This is a genomic window from Faecalibacterium sp. 3, from assembly GCF_048323735.1.
Classification (GTDB): domain Bacteria; phylum Bacillota; class Clostridia; order Oscillospirales; family Ruminococcaceae; genus Faecalibacterium; species Faecalibacterium wellingii.
On record NZ_JBLWFN010000001.1, the window covers coordinates 1,789,177 to 1,805,452 of the forward strand.

Here is a 16,276-nt window from a genome sequence, read left to right on the forward strand (position 1 = left end):
GGTTCTGTTATCTAATGCATCTATTGTAACATGAACTGTCTGGATTGAAAAGAGCCGGGCGCGGGCAGAATAAGGGGATAATAAAAGAGGCTGTTGCACATCGTTTTAGCCGAAAGTGCAACAGCCTCTTTTGTTGTGGGCAATCAGCCCTCAGATGCAAAAAATTCCCGGGTCAGCCTGACCACTGTGCCGGAAAGCAGCAGCAGTGCGAGCAGGTTCGGAATGCTCATCAGGCCGTTGAAGGTATCCGCAATGCTCCACAGCAGGCCCAGATCCATCGTTGCGCCCAGAATGGACACAAAGGAGTAGACCAGAAAGAAGGGCTTTGCCACCTTATCGCTGCGGCACAGGAACACCAGGAACCGGGAACCGTACAGGCCCCAGCCGATGATAGTGGAAAAGGCAAAGCAGCACAGCGCCACAGCGGTAAAGACCGATGCCCACCCGCCGTAGGTGGTGGTGAAGCCGCTGATGGTCAGCTCTGCACCGGCAGCAGTGCCGTAATTCACGGGAGTGCCGCTGCACAGGATGACCATGGCGGTCAGGGTGCAGATGACGATGGTATCCGCAAACACTTCAAAGATGCCGAACATGCCCTGCTTGACCGGCTTTTTGGTGTCGGCGCAGGCGTGGGCGATGGAGCCGGTGCCAAGGCCGGCCTCGTTGGAGAAGATGCCGCGGGAGACGCCCTTCTGCATGCTGACGAACAGGCTGCCGATGGTGCCGCCGGTGAATGCAGCGGGATCGAACGCACCGGCAACGATGGACTTGAACACATAGGGCAGACGCTCAAAATTCAGCACCATGACGCCCACGGCCAGCGCGATATAGAACAGCGCCATAAAGGGCACCAGCTTTTCGCTCACACTGCCAATGCGCTTGATGCCGCCCAGCAGCACCAGCGCTACCAGCAGGGTCACGATGATGCCCACCACAAGGTTCAGGGTGGAAAGAGAACCGCTGCCCACGATGCCGTACTCCAGCAGGGCGGTGTCAATGGCCGCAACGATGGTGTTCACCTGTGTGGCATTGCCGGTGCCGAACACGGTCAGCACGCCGAACAGGGAATACAGCACAGCAAGAAACTGCCAATGCTTGCTCAGGCCGTTTTTAATGTAGTACATGGGGCCGCCTACCCATTCGCCGGTCTCGCTGCGCTCACGGTAGTACACCGCCAGCGTGACTTCAGCGAACTTGGTGCACATGCCCAGCAGGGCAGAGCACCACATCCAGAACACCGCACCCGGGCCGCCGATGGCGATGGCACCTGCCACACCGGCGATGTTGCCGGTGCCCACGGTGCCCGCCAGTGCGGTGCACACCGCCTGAAACGGCGTCATGGCACCATCGGAAGCATCCTTTTTGCGGAACATGCGTCCAATGGTAGTTTTGATGGCGTAGGGGAATTTGCGGATCTGCAAAAAGCCCGTGCGCACGCTCAGGAGCAGGCCCACGCCGATGATGCACACCATGGCAGGCACGCCCCAGATGAATTGGTTGACCGCATGATTGACGGCCGTGATCGTTTCGATCATATTTTCCCACATCCTCTGTTAAATTGCGCTTTTCCAGCCGTAATGCCGGAAAACAAACAATTCATTTTACATCAGGATTTATACGCTGTCAAATAAAAATCGCAAAAAAGAAGGAAGAACCTTTGCGGCTCTCCCTTGTGCTGTGGACGTTTGTTTTACTTTGCCTTCGCCGTTCGGCGCTTTCAGGAAAGCTCAACGCTTTCCAACTGCCCGGCGGTACACCGGGTAGGCCACCAGCGCAGAAAGCGCCTCGGTGATCCAGAAGGCATGCCACACGCCGTTTGCGCCCAGGAAATGGCACAGCACAGCGGCCAGCGGCATAATGAAAAGAAGATAGCGGCACAGCGAAATGACCAGCGATTCGGTGCCCTTGCCAAGGCCCTCCAAGGCACCGGAAGAGGTGGTGGAGACGGCAGAAACCACAAAACCCAGACAAATGATGCGCAGGGCGGTCTGGCCGATGGCAATGGTCTCGGGGTTGGAGGTGAACAGCTGCATCAGCGGGCGGGACGCGAACAGGCAGATCAGGGTCCCGGCCGCCATGATGGCTGCACTCATAATGAGGGTGAGCTCATAAAGCTTTTTCACGCGGGCGTGCTGTCGGGCACCGTAGTTGTAACCAATGAGCGGGCGCATGCCCTGCACAATGCCGTTAGCGGGCAGATACAGGAAGGTCTGCAGCTTATAGTAGATGCCCAGCACCACCACATAGCTCTGGGAAAAGCCCGCCAGCAGTCCGTTCAGGAAAGTGACCAGCAGGGAGGGCAGGGCCAGATTGAGAATGGCGGGCACGCCGATGCCGTAAAGCCTTTTGTCCAGTGCGGCGTCCGGGCGCAGGCAGCTGCGGCGCAGGCGCACCGGGAGCTCGATGCGGGCATAGACGAAAAGGTAGACACACAGGCTCAGCAGCTGACCGATGCCGGTGGCAAGGGCTGCACCTGCAATGCCCATGGCAGGCACTGGGCCAAGGCCGAAGATCAGGATGGGGTCCAGAAGGATGTTGCACACACAGCCGAAGATCAGTGCGGCCATGGTCACCTTCATGCGGCCCACGGCCTGAAACATCTTTTCAAAGGCCAGTGCCGCCATGTTGATGGTGGCAAACAGGAATACGATGGTGGAGTAGGTGATGCCGGAGGAGATCAGGCTTTCGTCACCGGTGAACCGGCGCAAAAAGCCCGGCATGATGGCGATGCTGAGAATGGTGATGAGAATGCCGTGTATCAGGCTCAGAGCCATACCGTGGGTGGCTGCGGTCTCGGCCTTTTTGCGGTCGCCTGCGCCCAGATACAGTGCGATCATGGCATTGATGCCGATACCGAAGCCGATGGCGATGGCGTTGGCAAAATTCTGGATCGGGAACACCAGCGACAAAGCAGTCATGGCGTCTTCGCTGATGCGGGCCACAAACAGGCTGTCTACAATGTTGTACAGACTGTTCACCAGCATGGAAATAACATTGGGCAGCGCCATGGATACCAACAGCGGCAGCACCGGTTTTTCTTTCATAAAGGTCTCGTTCATAGTGTTTGCATTGCTCCTGTAGAGAAAAGGAATGAATTACTGCAGCCGCGGAATCGTCAGGGCGAGACTGCTCGAAGATAAAAGCAGACGCAAAAAAGCCACACAATGGCTCTTTTGAAGTCATTGTGTGGCGAAAAGTAGCATATTGCTGTAAAAATCCACACGAATTTTATTAACTGTAGGATAACACGGCTTCCGGCAGATGTCAAGAGGTTAAACGGATAAAGTATGACTTTTATAGACTTGACCATTTTTCACCGGGAGGCTAAAATAAAAATAGATACTTTATAAAATAAGGAGAATCCTGCCATGAAATGGATGATCGCATCCGACCTGCACGGGTCGGCGTTTTACTGCAAAAAAATGCTCGAAGCCTTTGAGCGGGAGAGAGCAGACCGGCTGCTTTTGCTGGGGGATCTTTTGTATCACGGCCCCCGCAACGACCTGCCGGAGGGCTATGCCCCGAAGGAGGTCATCCCGCTTTTGAACGGGCTGAAGCCGGCGCTTTTGTGCGTGCGGGGAAACTGTGACGCTGAGGTGGATCAGATGGTGCTGGATTTTCCCATTCTGGCCGACTATGCTGCGCTGCCGGTGGGCAGGCGGCTCGTTTACGCTACCCACGGTCATGTGCACAACCTGAAAAATCTGCCGCCGCTGGCTCCGGGAGATATCCTGCTGCATGGCCACACCCACATTCCGGCGTGGACAGAGTTCGGCGAAGGCAATCTCTACCTGAACCCCGGTTCTGTGAGCATCCCAAAGGAGGGGAGTGCACACAGCTATATGACACTGGAAGGGGAGACCTTCCTTTGGAAAACGCTGGAAGGTGAAGTGTACCGGGAGCTGGAGCTGTGATGGGGGCAATGAAGCTGGAAGAGAAAACGGTTCAGATCCGGGATGATTTCGACCCGGACAAAATTCTGGCAAGCGGCCAGTGCTTTCGCCCCCGGAAGCAGGCGGAGGGCTGGTATCGGTTTGTTTCCGGGAGACAGCTGCTTTACCTCAGACCACTGCGCAGCGGAACCTACACGGTGCGGTGCGAGCCGGGCGCATGGGAAACCTTCTGGCACGGTTACTTCGACTTTGGCCGCAGCTATGCCGCTCTGCGTGGAAAGCTGGACAGCCGGAACGACTTTTTGCAGCGTGCCATGGAATATGGCCGGGGCATCCGGGTGCTGCGGCAGGACGAGTGGGAGATGCTGGTCAGCTTCATCATCTCGCAGCGAAAGAGCATCCCGGCCATCCGCAGGGCGGTAGAACTGCTTTCGGAGCGGTTTGGCGAGCGGCTGGGCAGCGATGACGAAGGGCCGGTGTATGCGTTCCCGACAGCAGAAGCGCTCTGCTGTGCCGGGGAGCAGGCGCTGCAGGAGTGCGGTCTTGGCTACCGCACCCGCTACGTGCTGCATGCGGCGCAGCAGGCGGCAGAGGGAACACTGGACCTGAAGAAGCTGACTTCCATGCCCGATGAAGCGCTTTTTGCCCGTTTGATGGAACTGGATGGCGTGGGCAAAAAGGTGGCAAACTGCGTGTGTCTGTTCGGCTATGGTCGTGTGGGCCGTGTGCCGGTGGATGTCTGGATCGAACGGCTCATCCGGGACGAGTTTGCCGGGCAGGACCCGTTCCCTCAGTTCGGGCCGGAAGCGGGCATCGTGCAGCAGTACCTGTTCTTTTATAAAAGAAGCGTGGGATGAGAACCGCGAAACTGCAGACAGGAGCGCAGGATCATCCGTTAAGCAAAAAAGGCGGTGGCTTCCCCTATTTGAGGGAAACCACTGCCTTTTTATCATTTTACCGCCCGCTTCAGCCGTTCCAGATCATCCGCATCCGGGTGAGAAAGGGCGTTGTCGAAATTCTCGATCAGTGCATCCAGGTTGGGCAGATAGATCGGCTGCTTTTTCATGCCCTCATACCGCTGGCGTACCGACAGCGGCATCTTGCCCTGACACATATAACGGCCGAAGACCGTGTTGCTCCTGTCCAGTGAACGCTCCGCCTTTTTCAGGATCTTGCTGAAATACTCCTCACTGCCGCCAAAACCGGCGGTGCCAAAGAGGAAGATGTTTTTGCCATGCAGCTGCTTCAAAAAGTCCAAAGTACTTTCGTCAGCGGTTCCTTTGTCTGTCCAGAAGCCCACGTAGAGCTCGTCTGCCTCCAGGGCAGCAGGGTCCGGAGTGCCAAAATAGCAGCAGCTTTCCTGCGGCAGACAGGTGTGCAGCGTGTCTGCCAGTAATTTTGTGTTGCCTGTTTTACTGCTGAATACGATCGCGTAGCTCATAGGTTTCTCCTTTGTTCGGTAGTAACAAAAAACACCACACGTTTCCGTGCGGTGCTTTTCCTTCTGGTGGAGAATACCGGGATCGAACCGGTGACCTCTTGCATGCCATGCAAGCGCTCTCCCGAACCACGCACTCACGCACCCCCACACAAAGGTGCGGGGATGATCGATATTCGTCGTTATAACGCTTTATTTCGAGAAAGACGCATTCTCACCCAGAAGCAACTCTGTTGCTTAAACGAGTTTTATTGACGATGTATAGTTTACAACCTGTCTCTAGGTGTTGTCAAGATGTTTTATCCCTCTTTCGGTACCAAACAGGTTGAAATCTTCTTATTTATCAAGCTGAAAAGCGCAATTTTGATTTTCAAAAATCGGAATTGCGCTTTTTTATTTCAAAAAATCTATTGCGAGGAGGTTTTCTACAATGTCAACATCTTACCGACGCTATTTCAGAGCACAGCCGCATGACCCTTGATTACTTCTATGGACAAGCCGGAGAGCTTTTCTCATTCTACCGCATACCCAAAGCACTGTTTCAGGAACCACGATTCCAGAGCCTGTCAACCGATGCCAAAACACTGTACGGTATCCTGCTCGACCGCATGAGCCTATCTGCTAAAAATGGTTGGCTGGACGAACAAGGCCGGGTGTTCATCATCTTCACAATCGAAGATGTCAAGAGGGCATTGTGTTGCGCAGACAACAAAGCCACCAAGCTGCTGCGGGAACTTGAAGAATTTGGTTTGATTGAACGAAAACGCAGAGGTTTGGGCAAACCAAGTTTGGTGTATGTGAAAAACTTTTCGGCAGAATCGTCAAAATCAATATTCCAGAATCGTGATTTTCACGATTCTGGAGGCTTCAAAAGCGCAAGTCAAGACCCTGCAAAACCACGATGTAATAAGACAGAGGAGAATAATACTGAAATGAGTGAAACTTATCCATTCTATTCGGAAGAAGAGGATGGGATGAGCAAACGCGAACAACTGGAAGAATATTTTTCACAGTCTTTGGAGGTGGATACCCTGCTCCGGCTCTGCCCTGACGATGAGGACACCATCTATCAGATCGTAGATCTGCTGGTGGACACCTGCGCCACCAATCGCAAGATGCTGCGCATTGCTGGGGACGATAAGCCTGCCGAAGTCGTGCGCAGCCGCTTTATGAAGCTGAACGCCGACCACATCCAATTTGTGTTGAAGTGCCTTGCAGAGAACAGCAGCCCGATCCGAAACATGAAACAATATCTGCTTGCCTCTCTGTACAACGCACCGACCACAATGCAGCTAGTCTATCAAAATCGAACGAACCATGACTTTGCGCATGGCTCCACGAGGGGGTGATTTTATCGCAAAGAAATGTACCACGATTGCCATTGTCAACCAAAAGGGCGGCACCGGCAAGACCACCACCTGTGAAAATCTGGGCATCGGGTTGGCGATGGAGGGCAAAAAGGTCTTGTTGGTGGACGCTGACCCACAGGGGTCACTGACCATCAGCATGGGCTGGCAGCAACCCGATGAACTGCCCACCACCCTTTCCACCTTGATGGCAAAAGCCATGAACGACCAGAGCATTCCGCCCGGCGAGGGCGTTCTGCACCATGCAGAAGGCGTTGACCTGATCCCTGCAAACATCGAACTGGCAGGGCTGGAAGTTTCCCTTGTCAACTGCATGAACCGCGAAAAAATGTTGAAACAGGTGCTGGAAGGTGCAAAGCATGAATACGATTTCATTCTGCTGGACTGTACCCCTTCCCTTGGGATGCTGACCGTCAATGCCTTGGCAGCAGCCGACACCACCCTGATTCCCGTGCAGGCGCAGTACCTTTCGGCCAAAGGTCTGGAACAGCTTTTGCAGACCGTCCAGAAGGTCCGGCGGCAGATCAACCCCAAGCTGAAAATTGAGGGCATCCTGTTGACCATGACCGACAGCCGCACCAACTACGGACAGCAGATCGACAATCTGATTCGGGGTGCTTACGGCAGCAGGATCAAGGTGTTCGACCAGACCATTCCCCGGTCTGTCCGTGCTGCGGAGATCAGTGCCGTGGGTAAGAGCATTTTCCAGCACGACCCCAAAGGCAAGGTGGCAGAAGCCTACCGCTCTCTGACGAAGGAGGTGATGGCGAATGCCGAAAGGCAGCTTAAACGTGTCGCTGAAAGGGGCAGATGACATTTTCTCCACGGAAGAATCCCGACAGGAACAGCAGCGGGAGCAGGTGCAGCAGATTCCCATTGGAGAGCTGTTCCCTTTCAAGAACCACCCCTTTAAGGTTTTGGACGACGAGTCCATGCAGCGCACTGTAGAGAGTGTAGAACAGTACGGTGTGCTTTCTCCGCTGATTGCCCGCCCACGCCCGGAAGGTGGCTATGAGATCATCTCCGGGCATCGCCGCCAGCACGCTGCACAGCTTGCCGGGCTGGATGCCCTGCCGGTCATTGTCCGCAACATGGATGATGATGCCGCAGTTTTGCTCATGGTGGACAGCAATCTCCAGCGTGAGAACATCCTGCCCAGTGAAAGGGCTTTTGCCTACAAAATGAAGCTGGAAGCTCTAAAAAATCAAGGTGCTAGGTCGGATTTAACTTCCGCCCAACTTGGGCGGAAGTTGGAAACAGCAGACATTGTTGGTCAGGAATCTGGCGACAGTAGGAATCAGGTTCGGCGCTTTATCCGCCTGACCAATCTTGTACCTGAACTGCTGGACATGGTAGACGAAAAGAAGATTGCCTTCAATCCCGCTGTGGAGTTGTCGTATCTCGACACGAACCAACAGCGGGATTTTTTAGAAGCGATGAACGACACCCAAAATGCGCCATCCCTTTCCCAAGCGCAGCGGCTTAAAAAGCTGGCGCAGGAGGGGCACTTCTCGTATGATGTTGCCTTTGCCGTCATGGGCGAAGAAAAAAAGGACGAGCTGGACAAGGTGGTCATCAAAAACGACACCCTGCGGAAATACTTTCCCCGCAGCTACACCCCGAAACAGATGGAGGACACCATCATCAAGCTGCTGGAACAGTGGCAGCGCAAGCTCCAGCGGCAGAACGAACGCTGACTCACACCGTAACGAAAGACCCGATGGGGTCTTTTTCTTTTGCAAACAAAGGAGAAAAAGCCTATGAAAAATAACGCCATCCGTACCATCCGCTCCGAAGAGATCACCATTGACGTGCGTATCTGCGCTGCACTGGCGGCAAACAGGGGCAGCGGTGAGGTCTACCTCGCAGCCATTGCCCCGGATATGGAGTTGACCATCATCAAGCTGGATGAGGCTCCCGGCATTCTGCCCTGCTTTGAGGAGGACGATGCCTGCCTGAACCTCCCTGACACCTCGCTGCTGCTCTGCTACAATCCGGCGCAGGTGCTGAAGATGGGCGGCAAGCACTACCTGACCGGCCCGGTGATTCTGGCTCGTACCAACATGGACGGCAGGGTCATCTCTCTGACCATTGATGAGGTCTACCTGTTCCAGAAGTATCTGGAAAGCCACAGCATCACCCTGATGGCAGATGACCAGAAGCTGCCCTGCATCTGCATCGACTGAGGTGCCACTATGTCAACGAGAGCGGAATTTTTCCAGAGTATGTATCCGGGACTGTCCGATGGTGAAGTCATTGATGAACTTATCAAAGCCAGTATATACGGTTTTGAGCACAGCCCGGAAGTTGTGACCATCAGTGCCGCAGAGGGCATCCATTATGTTCCTTATGATGCGGCAATGCAGAAAAAATCCCCGTATTGGGAGGGCACCTACAAAGCCTGCAATATTCCTTTTACGGATTTCCAAATCCGCTATCAGCCGGAGCAGGTTCGCATTGTGGATGGCAAACGCATCCTAGAGGATACAGCCTTTCTCTGCCGGAAGGACAATGACCACTTCCTTATTCTTCCGAGCATATATGAGAAGCTGGACTTGGATGACTGGCTTCTGGCACACCTGTTTTTCTACGACAAAGACGGAAAACGGTGTATCGGTGTGGAACTGTCGGAGGATGACTGATGCGATTTGTCTTTGGATTTATGCTTTTTGAAGCCGGCGCTATTTTTGGCTTCTTTGTGGCAGCGCTGTTGAACGCCGCCCGTGCCGGGCAGGAAATCACGATCAAATTCAAGGAGGACGATAATGGAACAGAACGAGAACACTCTGTCAGTGCTGAAAATTGCACCGGGACAGTATCCGCAGCAGGTCGAGATCGATAACGAATTGAAGGCTTTGCAGCAGGCTGTGGGCGGCTCCATCGGCGCAAGCTATCCTTTTGAAGATCCGGTCGCCATTGTCTACAACGATGATGGCAAGCTTATGGGACTGCCGTTGAACCGTGCCCTGTGGGACGAGGACGGGCTTATGTACGATGTCATTGCCGGAACCTTTCTGGTGGTGGGACTGGGAGAGGAGGACTTTGTATCGCTCTCCCCGGAACTGGCGCAGAAGTATGAAGAAGAATTCCATCAACCCGAAGCCTTTCTCCCTCTGGGGCGTCGCCTGATGGTCATTCCGGTGCCGGATGAATCGATTCGGAGTGATGCAGAAAAGGCTGTGAGCAAGCCCCCGGTGGAACATGACCGTTAAGCTGAATTTCTCTCAGGGAGGTGGTAACGATGCAGGAAGAAATCGAGCATAAGACGGTCAACTTTGCCATCTCGACCACAAAACTGTCTGCCCGCACCCTGCTGCGCGGGATGCAGTTTCTGCTGCGGCAGTACGACAAGCACGCTTCGCAGGGCAAGCAGTCCATGAAGCGGCTGGTGCGGCAGAATCGTGGCGTGACAAATGTGGAGATTCAGAAAACCGGCATCAAGGATTTTGACCGCTTCGCCAAGCGGTATCACATCGACTACTCCATCCAGAAAGACCTGTCCTGCACGCCGCCCCGGTATATGGTCTACTTTAAGGCACAGGACACGGACGCATTGAACGCAGCTTTCAAGGAATATTCGGCATCGGTGCTGGATAAAACCAAGCGTCCTTCCGTGCTGGCAAAGCTGCATGATCTGGCGCAGTCCGTTGCAAACCTACCGGACAAGGTGCGGCATAAGCAGGAGGAGCGCGGTCTATGAGCAAAAAGAAACTCTCTAAGCTGCTGGCGCTCTATCTGCCCTATGTGGTAATTGGCTTGCTGGCAACCAATCTGGGCGAGGCATGGCGGCTGGCTGTGGGCAAGGAACTGGGCGATAAAATCGTATCGCTGATGGATACGCTCCCGGCTGCATTTTCCAATCCGCAGCCCAGCCTGCATCCGTTTGACCTGTTCATTGGTCTGTGCTGCGGTGCAGGGATGCGGCTGGCGGTGTACCTGAAAGGCAAAAACGCCAAGAAGTACCGTCACGGCATGGAGTACGGCGCTGCCCGGTGGGGCGGGCCTAAAGATATCGAACCTTTCATGGCTCCGAAATTTGAGGACAACATCATCCTCACCAAAACGGAACACCTGATGATGTCCAACCGCCCACCTGACCCCAAGAACGCCCGGAACAAAAACGTGCTGGTGGTGGGCGGCTCCGGCAGCGGCAAGACAAGGTTCTTTATCAAGCCGAATCTGCTGCAATGTGATTCCAAGAATTTTCCGGTATCATTCGTGGTTACAGATCCGAAAGGTAGTATCGGCGTGGAATGTGGAGAAGCCCTGTTAAAGCACGGCTACAAGCTAAAATTCTTCAACACGATCAACTTTTCCAAGAGTATGCGCTATAACCCTATGGCGTACATCCATAGTGAAAAGGATGTGCTGAAACTCGTGACTGCACTGATGACCAACACCAAAGGTGAAGGTCAGGGCGGCGACCCATTCTGGGACAAAGCGGAACGGCTTTTGCTCGTTTCACTGATTGCCTATCTGCATTATGAAGCCCCAGTTGAAGAGCAAAACTTTGCAACATTGCTGGAAATGCTAAACACTATGCAGGTTTCGGAAGATGATGAAACCTATCAGAATCCGGTAGACCTGTTGTTTGAGGATCTGGGTAAGAAAAAACCAAAATCCTTTGCAGTGCGGCAGTACAAACTTTATAAGCTAGCTGCCGGCAAGACGGCTAAGTCGATCCTTATTTCCTGCGGTGCCCGTTTATCTCCATTCGACATTCAGGAAGTTCGGGATGCCACCATGTATGATGAACTGGAACTCGACAAGCTGGGCGACCGGAAAACGGCATTGTTCCTGATTATGAGTGATACCGACAGTACATTCAACTTCTTAATCTCTATGATCTACACCCAGCTTTTCAATCTGCTCTGCGACAAAGCCGATGATGTGTACGGCGGTAAGCTGCCCATCCATGTGCGGTGCCTCATTGATGAGTGTGCTAACATCGGTCAGATTCCACAACTGGAAAAACTGGTGGCCACTATCCGCAGCCGTGAGATCTCGGCGTGTCTGGTCTTGCAGACCCGCAGCCAGTTGAAAGCCATCTACAAGGACAATGCGGATACCATCGTGGGCAACATGGACAGCCAGATCTTTCTCGGCGGCAGCGAGCCTACCACCCTGAAAGATCTTGCCGAAGCACTCGGCAAGGAAACCATCGACAGCTACAACAATTCTGATACCCGTGGCAATAGCCCAAGCTATGGCACCAACTATCAAAAACTCGGCCACGAACTTATGAGCCGGGATGAACTGGCGGTGCTGGATGGCGGCAAGTGCATCCTGCAACTGCGGGGTGTGCGCCCGTTTTTGAGCGACAAGTACGACCTGACCCAGCACCCGAACTACAAGTACACCTCCGACTATGACCCCAAGAACGCACTCGATATCGAGAAGTTCTTGAAACGAAAAGAAAAAATCCACCCGGATGATACCTTCATCATGGTGGATGCCGATTCACTCCCGCCCGCCTGATAAGACGAGCGGTTATTTTTTACCCATTGACCCAACAGGTACACCGGAAAATCAGCCTTCGCCGTGGTTTTCGGCTTTTTGCAAACGGATTTCAGGGGTGTGCAGGGTCGCTTTTTCAAAACAAAGGAGATTACTATGGAATTCTTTAATAGTGCAGTGGATGTTCTGAAGACTCTGGTTGTGGCACTGGGTGCCGGTCTGGGCGTGTGGGGTGCTGTGAACCTCATGGAAGGCTACGGCGGCGATAACCCCTCTGCCAAGAGCCAGGGTATGAAGCAGCTGATGGCTGGCGGCGGCGTTGCCCTCATCGGTATCACTCTGGTGCCCCTGCTGTCCGGTCTGTTCGGCTAATTCGCTCTCACATAAACACAGTTTGACCCATAAGTACACTAGCAAATCAACTTCTGCCGCAGCTTACGGTGTTTCAATAAATGGATTTCAGGGGTGTGCAGGGTCGCTTTTTCCAAAACAAAGGAGATTTTACTATGGAATTCTTTAACAGTGCAGTGGACGTTCTGAAGACTCTGGTGGTTGCTCTGGGTGCCGGTCTGGGCGTGTGGGGTGCTGTGAACCTCATGGAAGGTTACGGCGGCGATAACCCCTCCGCAAAAAGTCAGGGTATGAAGCAGCTGATGGCTGGCGGCGGCGTTGCCCTCATCGGTATCACCCTCATTCCTCTGCTGTCTGGTCTGTTCGGCTAATCTTTTCCGGGCGGCGATTGCCGCCCCGTACATATTTACTTGCAAGTATTTCCAGCCCCTCCGTGGCAAACGGATTCTTATTATAAAGAGGAAACGCATTGCAAATCGAATATTCACCTTTATTCTGAAAGGACGGTGCTATTATGCAGATTCTGACTCACCTTATTTTTCTGCTCAACCTGCTCAAGACCCTTATCAACCATTTTTCTTGATGGGTGGTGGCGCTGAGTGGAAACTGTTCTCAAAGCAATCTCCGATTGGATCAAGTCGCTGCTGACAGCGGCGATCATGTCCAATCTCTCCGGCTTGTTTGATGATGTGAACACCCAAGTGGGCGGCATCGCCCAGCAAGTCGGCACCAAACCATCCAGTTTTGAACCGCGCGTTTTCGCTATGATCGAAGCCCTCTCCCGGAATGTGGTGCTGCCCATTGCAGGTGTGATTTTGACCTTTATTGCCTGCTACGAGCTGATTCAGCTCATCACAGAGCACAACAACATGGCACAATTTGAACCTGCGCTGCTGATGAAATGGATCTTCAAGACTGCCATTTCGGTGTGGATGATCTCCAACACCTTCGACATCATCATGGCGGTGTTCGACGTGACCCAGCAGGTGGTGGCAAATTCCAGCGGCATTATTTCCGGCAATACAAGGGTCAACGATATCGGCTTGTCGATGCTGCAATCCAGCATGATGCAGATGGACGTAGGCCCACTGTTCGGGCTGTTCTTGCAGTCCTTCTTCATCGGCATCACTATGCGCATCCTGTCCATCGTGATTTTCGTCATCGTCTACGGAAGAATGATTGAGATCTACATGATGGTCAGCCTTGCCCCGGTGCCCATGGCAACATGGGGCAACCACGAGCAATCCCATGTGGGACAGAACTATCTTCGTTCTCTGTTCGCGCTGGGATTTCAGGGTTTCCTGATTCTGATCTGCGTGGCGATTTATGCTGTTCTGCTTCAGAATGTCGCCATATCCGGGGATGCCATCAACTCGATCTGGAGCATCGTGGGGTACACGGTGCTGCTGTGCTTTACGCTGTTCAAGACTGGTTCCGTCGCCCGGAGCATTCTGGGCGCACACTAAGGAGGTGGAATTTTGGCAGCTTATATTTCCGTGCCGCGCGATTTCAGCAAGGTGAAGTCCAAAGTAGCCTTCAACCTGACCGCCCGGCAGCTTATCTGTTTTGGTGCAGCGGCAGTTGTGGGCGTGCCGCTGTTCTTTGTTCTGCGGGATACCGCAGGCAATTCCGGCGCTACCCTCGGCATGATGGCGGTCATGCTGCCTATGTTCTTTCTGGCCATGTACCAGAAAAACGGCCAGCCCGCTGAAAAGATCCTGCGGTACTACTTTCAGGCGCGTTTTGTTCGCCCGAAGGTGCGTCCGTACAAGACCAACAACTACTATGCGATTTTGATGAAGGGAGGCATGACCCATGATTCCGTTTCTGAAAAAGAATAAGGACGGCAAGAAGCCGCCCAAGCCCACGGTGCCCCGCACGGCACAGGAGAGCGTCCCGTTCCAGCGGATGTTTGAGGATGGCACTTGCCGTGTCCGTCCCGGCTACTACACCCGCACCATCCAGTATCAGGATATCAATTATCAGCTCGCGCAGCAGGAGGACAAGACCGCCATCTTTGAGGAATGGTGCTCTTTTCTCAACTTTTTCGACAGCTCTATCCACTTTGAACTGTCCTTTGTGAATACCGCCACCGATTCGGCAGACTTTGAAAAGTCCATCCGCATCCCGTACCAGCAGGATGGCTTTGATGATGTGCGAGCCGAGTACAGCCAGATGTTGCGGCAGCAGCTTTCCAAGGGCAACAACGGTCTGACCAAGACCAAATTCCTGACCTACGGCATCGAGGGCGACAGCATGGCGCAGGTCAAACCCCGGTTGGAGCACATCCAGAACGACCTGATGAACAACTTTCACAGGTTGGGCGTTCTGGCAAAACCGTTGGACGGTACGGAACGTCTGCGGCTGATGCATGGGATGCTGAACATGGACGGAGCCAACAAGTTCCACTTCAACTGGAAAGACCTTGTGCCCAGTGGTCTGTCCGTAAAGGATGCCATTGCCCCCACTGCGCTGGCGTTTAAGAACAGCCGTACCTTTCAGGTGGGCGGCATCTTCGGGGCGGTCAGCTTCCTGAATATTACGGCTTCTGACCTGAGCGACCAGTTGCTGAAGGATTTTCTGGACATGGATTCCAGCCAGATCGTTACCATGCACATCCAGTCCGTTGACCAGAACAAGGCCATCAAAACCATCAAACACACCATCACCGAACTCGATAGGTCCAAGATCGAGGAGCAGAAAAAAGCCGTCCGCGCCGGATACGATATGGACGTGATTCCGTCTGATTTGGCGACTTATGGCAGGGATGCCAAGGCACTTTTGAAGGAATTGCAGAGCCAGAACGAGCGGATGTTCCTTGTTACCTTTCTGGTTTTGAACACCGGCAAGACCGAGCAGGAACTGGAAACCAACGTATTTCAGGCAGTCAGCATTGCCCAGAAGCACAACTGCGAATTATGTCGCCTTGATTTTCAGCAGGAGCAGGGGCTTATGTCCTCGCTGCCGCTGGCAGACTGCCAGATCGAGATCCAGCGCGGTCTGACCACCAGCAGCACGGCGATTTTTGTGCCGTTTACCACACAGGAGCTGTTCGACAACGGCAAGGAAAGCCTGTATTATGGCTTGAACGCCCTGTCCAACAACCTGATTATGGTTGACCGCAAAAAGCTGAAGAACCCCAACGGTCTGATTCTAGGCACTCCCGGTTCCGGCAAGTCCTTCAGCGCAAAGCGTGAGATCTGCAACGCATTCCTCGTGACGGACGATGATATTATCATCTGCGACCCAGAATGTGAGGTGCGACACGAAGTCGCGTAATGTATTGTGTATAAACACTGCTCTATCCATTTGGAGTAACCCTACTGTGACCTGCACTGGTCAAAAGCCGGCGTTGGGAAGCTCACAGGACAATATGGGAAATCTGCCAGCCTAAAGCGGATGTACTGTTAGGGTAAAGAATGCTATGTCGAACGTAATGTGAATCATCGTAAGGATCGTTACAGGGAATAGGTGAAATAAGGCTGATACACCTACACCAAAAGGTGTTGGAGGTGGCCGAGGGGCCTTTCGCTACCCCGAAGCAAATGGACACAAATCCTCCCGGTTCAAAGATGGCGGCTAAGGCATTCGAGAATTATGCATTACGTGGAACGTGGAAAACCCTATGCGTTCCTTGAACAAAGGTATCGACCTCGCAAGAGGAAGAAATGGCGCAGAGGGTATGAGATGGAATAAAAAGCGAAAGGTTCACTGTAACGGTGAGCATAGGGGTTCAAAATTTGCCCTGACCTGAAAGGGTGCTGACTTAT

General features: G+C 53.5%; 17 protein-coding genes and 1 pseudogene. 15 read left to right on the forward strand and 3 right to left on the reverse strand.

The window, feature by feature from the left end; genetic code table 11:
* Positions 1-143: 143 nt before the first annotated feature.
* Positions 144-1,535, reverse strand: coding sequence for a sodium:alanine symporter family protein (locus ACNSPV_RS08455; protein WP_348583714.1), 1,392 nt, complete (start codon positions 1,533-1,535; stop codon positions 144-146).
* Positions 1,536-1,727: 192 nt separating this feature from the next.
* Positions 1,728-3,059, reverse strand: a complete 1,332-nt coding sequence (locus tag ACNSPV_RS08460) for an MATE family efflux transporter (RefSeq protein ID WP_348583713.1) — start codon at positions 3,057-3,059, stop codon at positions 1,728-1,730.
* 309 nt (positions 3,060-3,368) lie between these two features.
* Between ACNSPV_RS08460 and yfcE the strand changes: the two genes are divergently transcribed.
* Both yfcE and ACNSPV_RS08470 read left to right on the forward strand, forming a co-directional pair.
* Positions 3,369-3,914 (forward strand): phosphodiesterase, encoded by a 546-nt coding sequence (gene yfcE / locus ACNSPV_RS08465; protein ID WP_348583712.1) that lies wholly within the window; start codon positions 3,369-3,371, stop codon positions 3,912-3,914.
* Positions 3,914-4,750 carry a DNA-3-methyladenine glycosylase family protein gene (locus ACNSPV_RS08470; RefSeq protein ID WP_348583711.1) on the forward strand — a complete coding sequence of 279 codons (837 nt, stop codon included), beginning with the start codon at positions 3,914-3,916 and terminating at the stop codon, positions 4,748-4,750. The genes yfcE and ACNSPV_RS08470 overlap by 1 nt, the downstream gene beginning before the upstream one ends.
* A 92-nt stretch (positions 4,751-4,842) precedes the next feature.
* Here the strand turns inward: ACNSPV_RS08470 and bilS are convergent, their stop codons facing one another.
* Positions 4,843-5,334, reverse strand: a complete 492-nt coding sequence (bilS, locus tag ACNSPV_RS08475; protein WP_348583710.1) for a flavodoxin family protein BilS — start codon at positions 5,332-5,334, stop codon at positions 4,843-4,845.
* 467 nt (positions 5,335-5,801) lie between these two features.
* Between bilS and ACNSPV_RS08480 the strand changes: the two genes are divergently transcribed.
* The 13 genes and pseudogenes from ACNSPV_RS08480 to ACNSPV_RS08540 form a co-directional block, all read left to right on the forward strand.
* On the forward strand, positions 5,802-6,680 hold the full coding sequence (locus ACNSPV_RS08480) for a DUF6017 domain-containing protein (protein WP_156061918.1): 879 nt from the start codon (positions 5,802-5,804) through the stop codon (positions 6,678-6,680).
* Positions 6,661-7,512, forward strand: a complete 852-nt coding sequence (locus ACNSPV_RS08485; RefSeq protein WP_112146213.1) for a ParA family protein — start codon at positions 6,661-6,663, stop codon at positions 7,510-7,512. The genes ACNSPV_RS08480 and ACNSPV_RS08485 overlap by 20 nt, the downstream gene beginning before the upstream one ends.
* Positions 7,469-8,395, forward strand: a complete 927-nt coding sequence (locus ACNSPV_RS08490; RefSeq protein ID WP_112146215.1) for a ParB/RepB/Spo0J family partition protein — start codon at positions 7,469-7,471, stop codon at positions 8,393-8,395. Before ACNSPV_RS08485 ends, ACNSPV_RS08490 begins: the two co-directional genes overlap by 44 nt.
* Positions 8,396-8,458: 63 nt before the next feature.
* Entirely contained in the window at positions 8,459-8,884 is a 426-nt protein-coding gene (locus ACNSPV_RS08495) for a hypothetical protein (protein WP_348583709.1), read from the forward strand.
* A 9-nt stretch (positions 8,885-8,893) separates the two neighbouring features.
* The gene (locus ACNSPV_RS08500; RefSeq protein WP_348583708.1) at positions 8,894-9,340 is read left to right on the forward strand and encodes a hypothetical protein; all 447 of its coding nucleotides are present in this window, start codon (positions 8,894-8,896) and stop codon (positions 9,338-9,340) included.
* 123 nt (positions 9,341-9,463) lie between these two features.
* Positions 9,464-9,910 carry a DUF3846 domain-containing protein gene (locus ACNSPV_RS08505; RefSeq protein WP_112146224.1) on the forward strand — a complete coding sequence of 149 codons (447 nt, stop codon included), beginning with the start codon at positions 9,464-9,466 and terminating at the stop codon, positions 9,908-9,910.
* Between the two features lie 29 nt (positions 9,911-9,939).
* Positions 9,940-10,398, forward strand: a complete 459-nt coding sequence (locus tag ACNSPV_RS08510; RefSeq protein WP_112146226.1) for a PcfB family protein — start codon at positions 9,940-9,942, stop codon at positions 10,396-10,398.
* Positions 10,395-12,176, forward strand: a complete 1,782-nt coding sequence (locus tag ACNSPV_RS08515) for a VirD4-like conjugal transfer protein, CD1115 family (protein WP_348583707.1) — start codon at positions 10,395-10,397, stop codon at positions 12,174-12,176. The genes ACNSPV_RS08510 and ACNSPV_RS08515 overlap by 4 nt, the downstream gene beginning before the upstream one ends.
* A gap of 135 nt (positions 12,177-12,311) precedes the next feature.
* Positions 12,312-12,527 carry a Maff2 family mobile element protein gene (locus tag ACNSPV_RS08520; protein ID WP_015565186.1) on the forward strand — a complete coding sequence of 72 codons (216 nt, stop codon included), beginning with the start codon at positions 12,312-12,314 and terminating at the stop codon, positions 12,525-12,527.
* A 134-nt stretch (positions 12,528-12,661) separates the two neighbouring features.
* A complete protein-coding gene (locus ACNSPV_RS08525; RefSeq protein WP_015565185.1) occupies positions 12,662-12,877 on the forward strand; it encodes a Maff2 family mobile element protein in 216 nt (71 codons plus the stop codon).
* Positions 12,878-13,105: 228 nt separating this feature from the next.
* On the forward strand, positions 13,106-13,972 hold the full coding sequence (locus tag ACNSPV_RS08530) for a VirB6/TrbL-like conjugal transfer protein, CD1112 family (protein ID WP_348583706.1): 867 nt from the start codon (positions 13,106-13,108) through the stop codon (positions 13,970-13,972).
* 12 nt (positions 13,973-13,984) lie between these two features.
* Entirely contained in the window at positions 13,985-14,347 is a 363-nt protein-coding gene (locus ACNSPV_RS08535) for a PrgI family protein (protein ID WP_348583705.1), read from the forward strand.
* Positions 14,322-15,764: pseudogene (locus ACNSPV_RS08540) on the forward strand (VirB4-like conjugal transfer ATPase, CD1110 family); the annotation flags it as partial. The gene ACNSPV_RS08535 and the pseudogene ACNSPV_RS08540, both read left to right, overlap by 26 nt.
* Positions 15,765-16,276 lie beyond the last annotated feature (512 nt).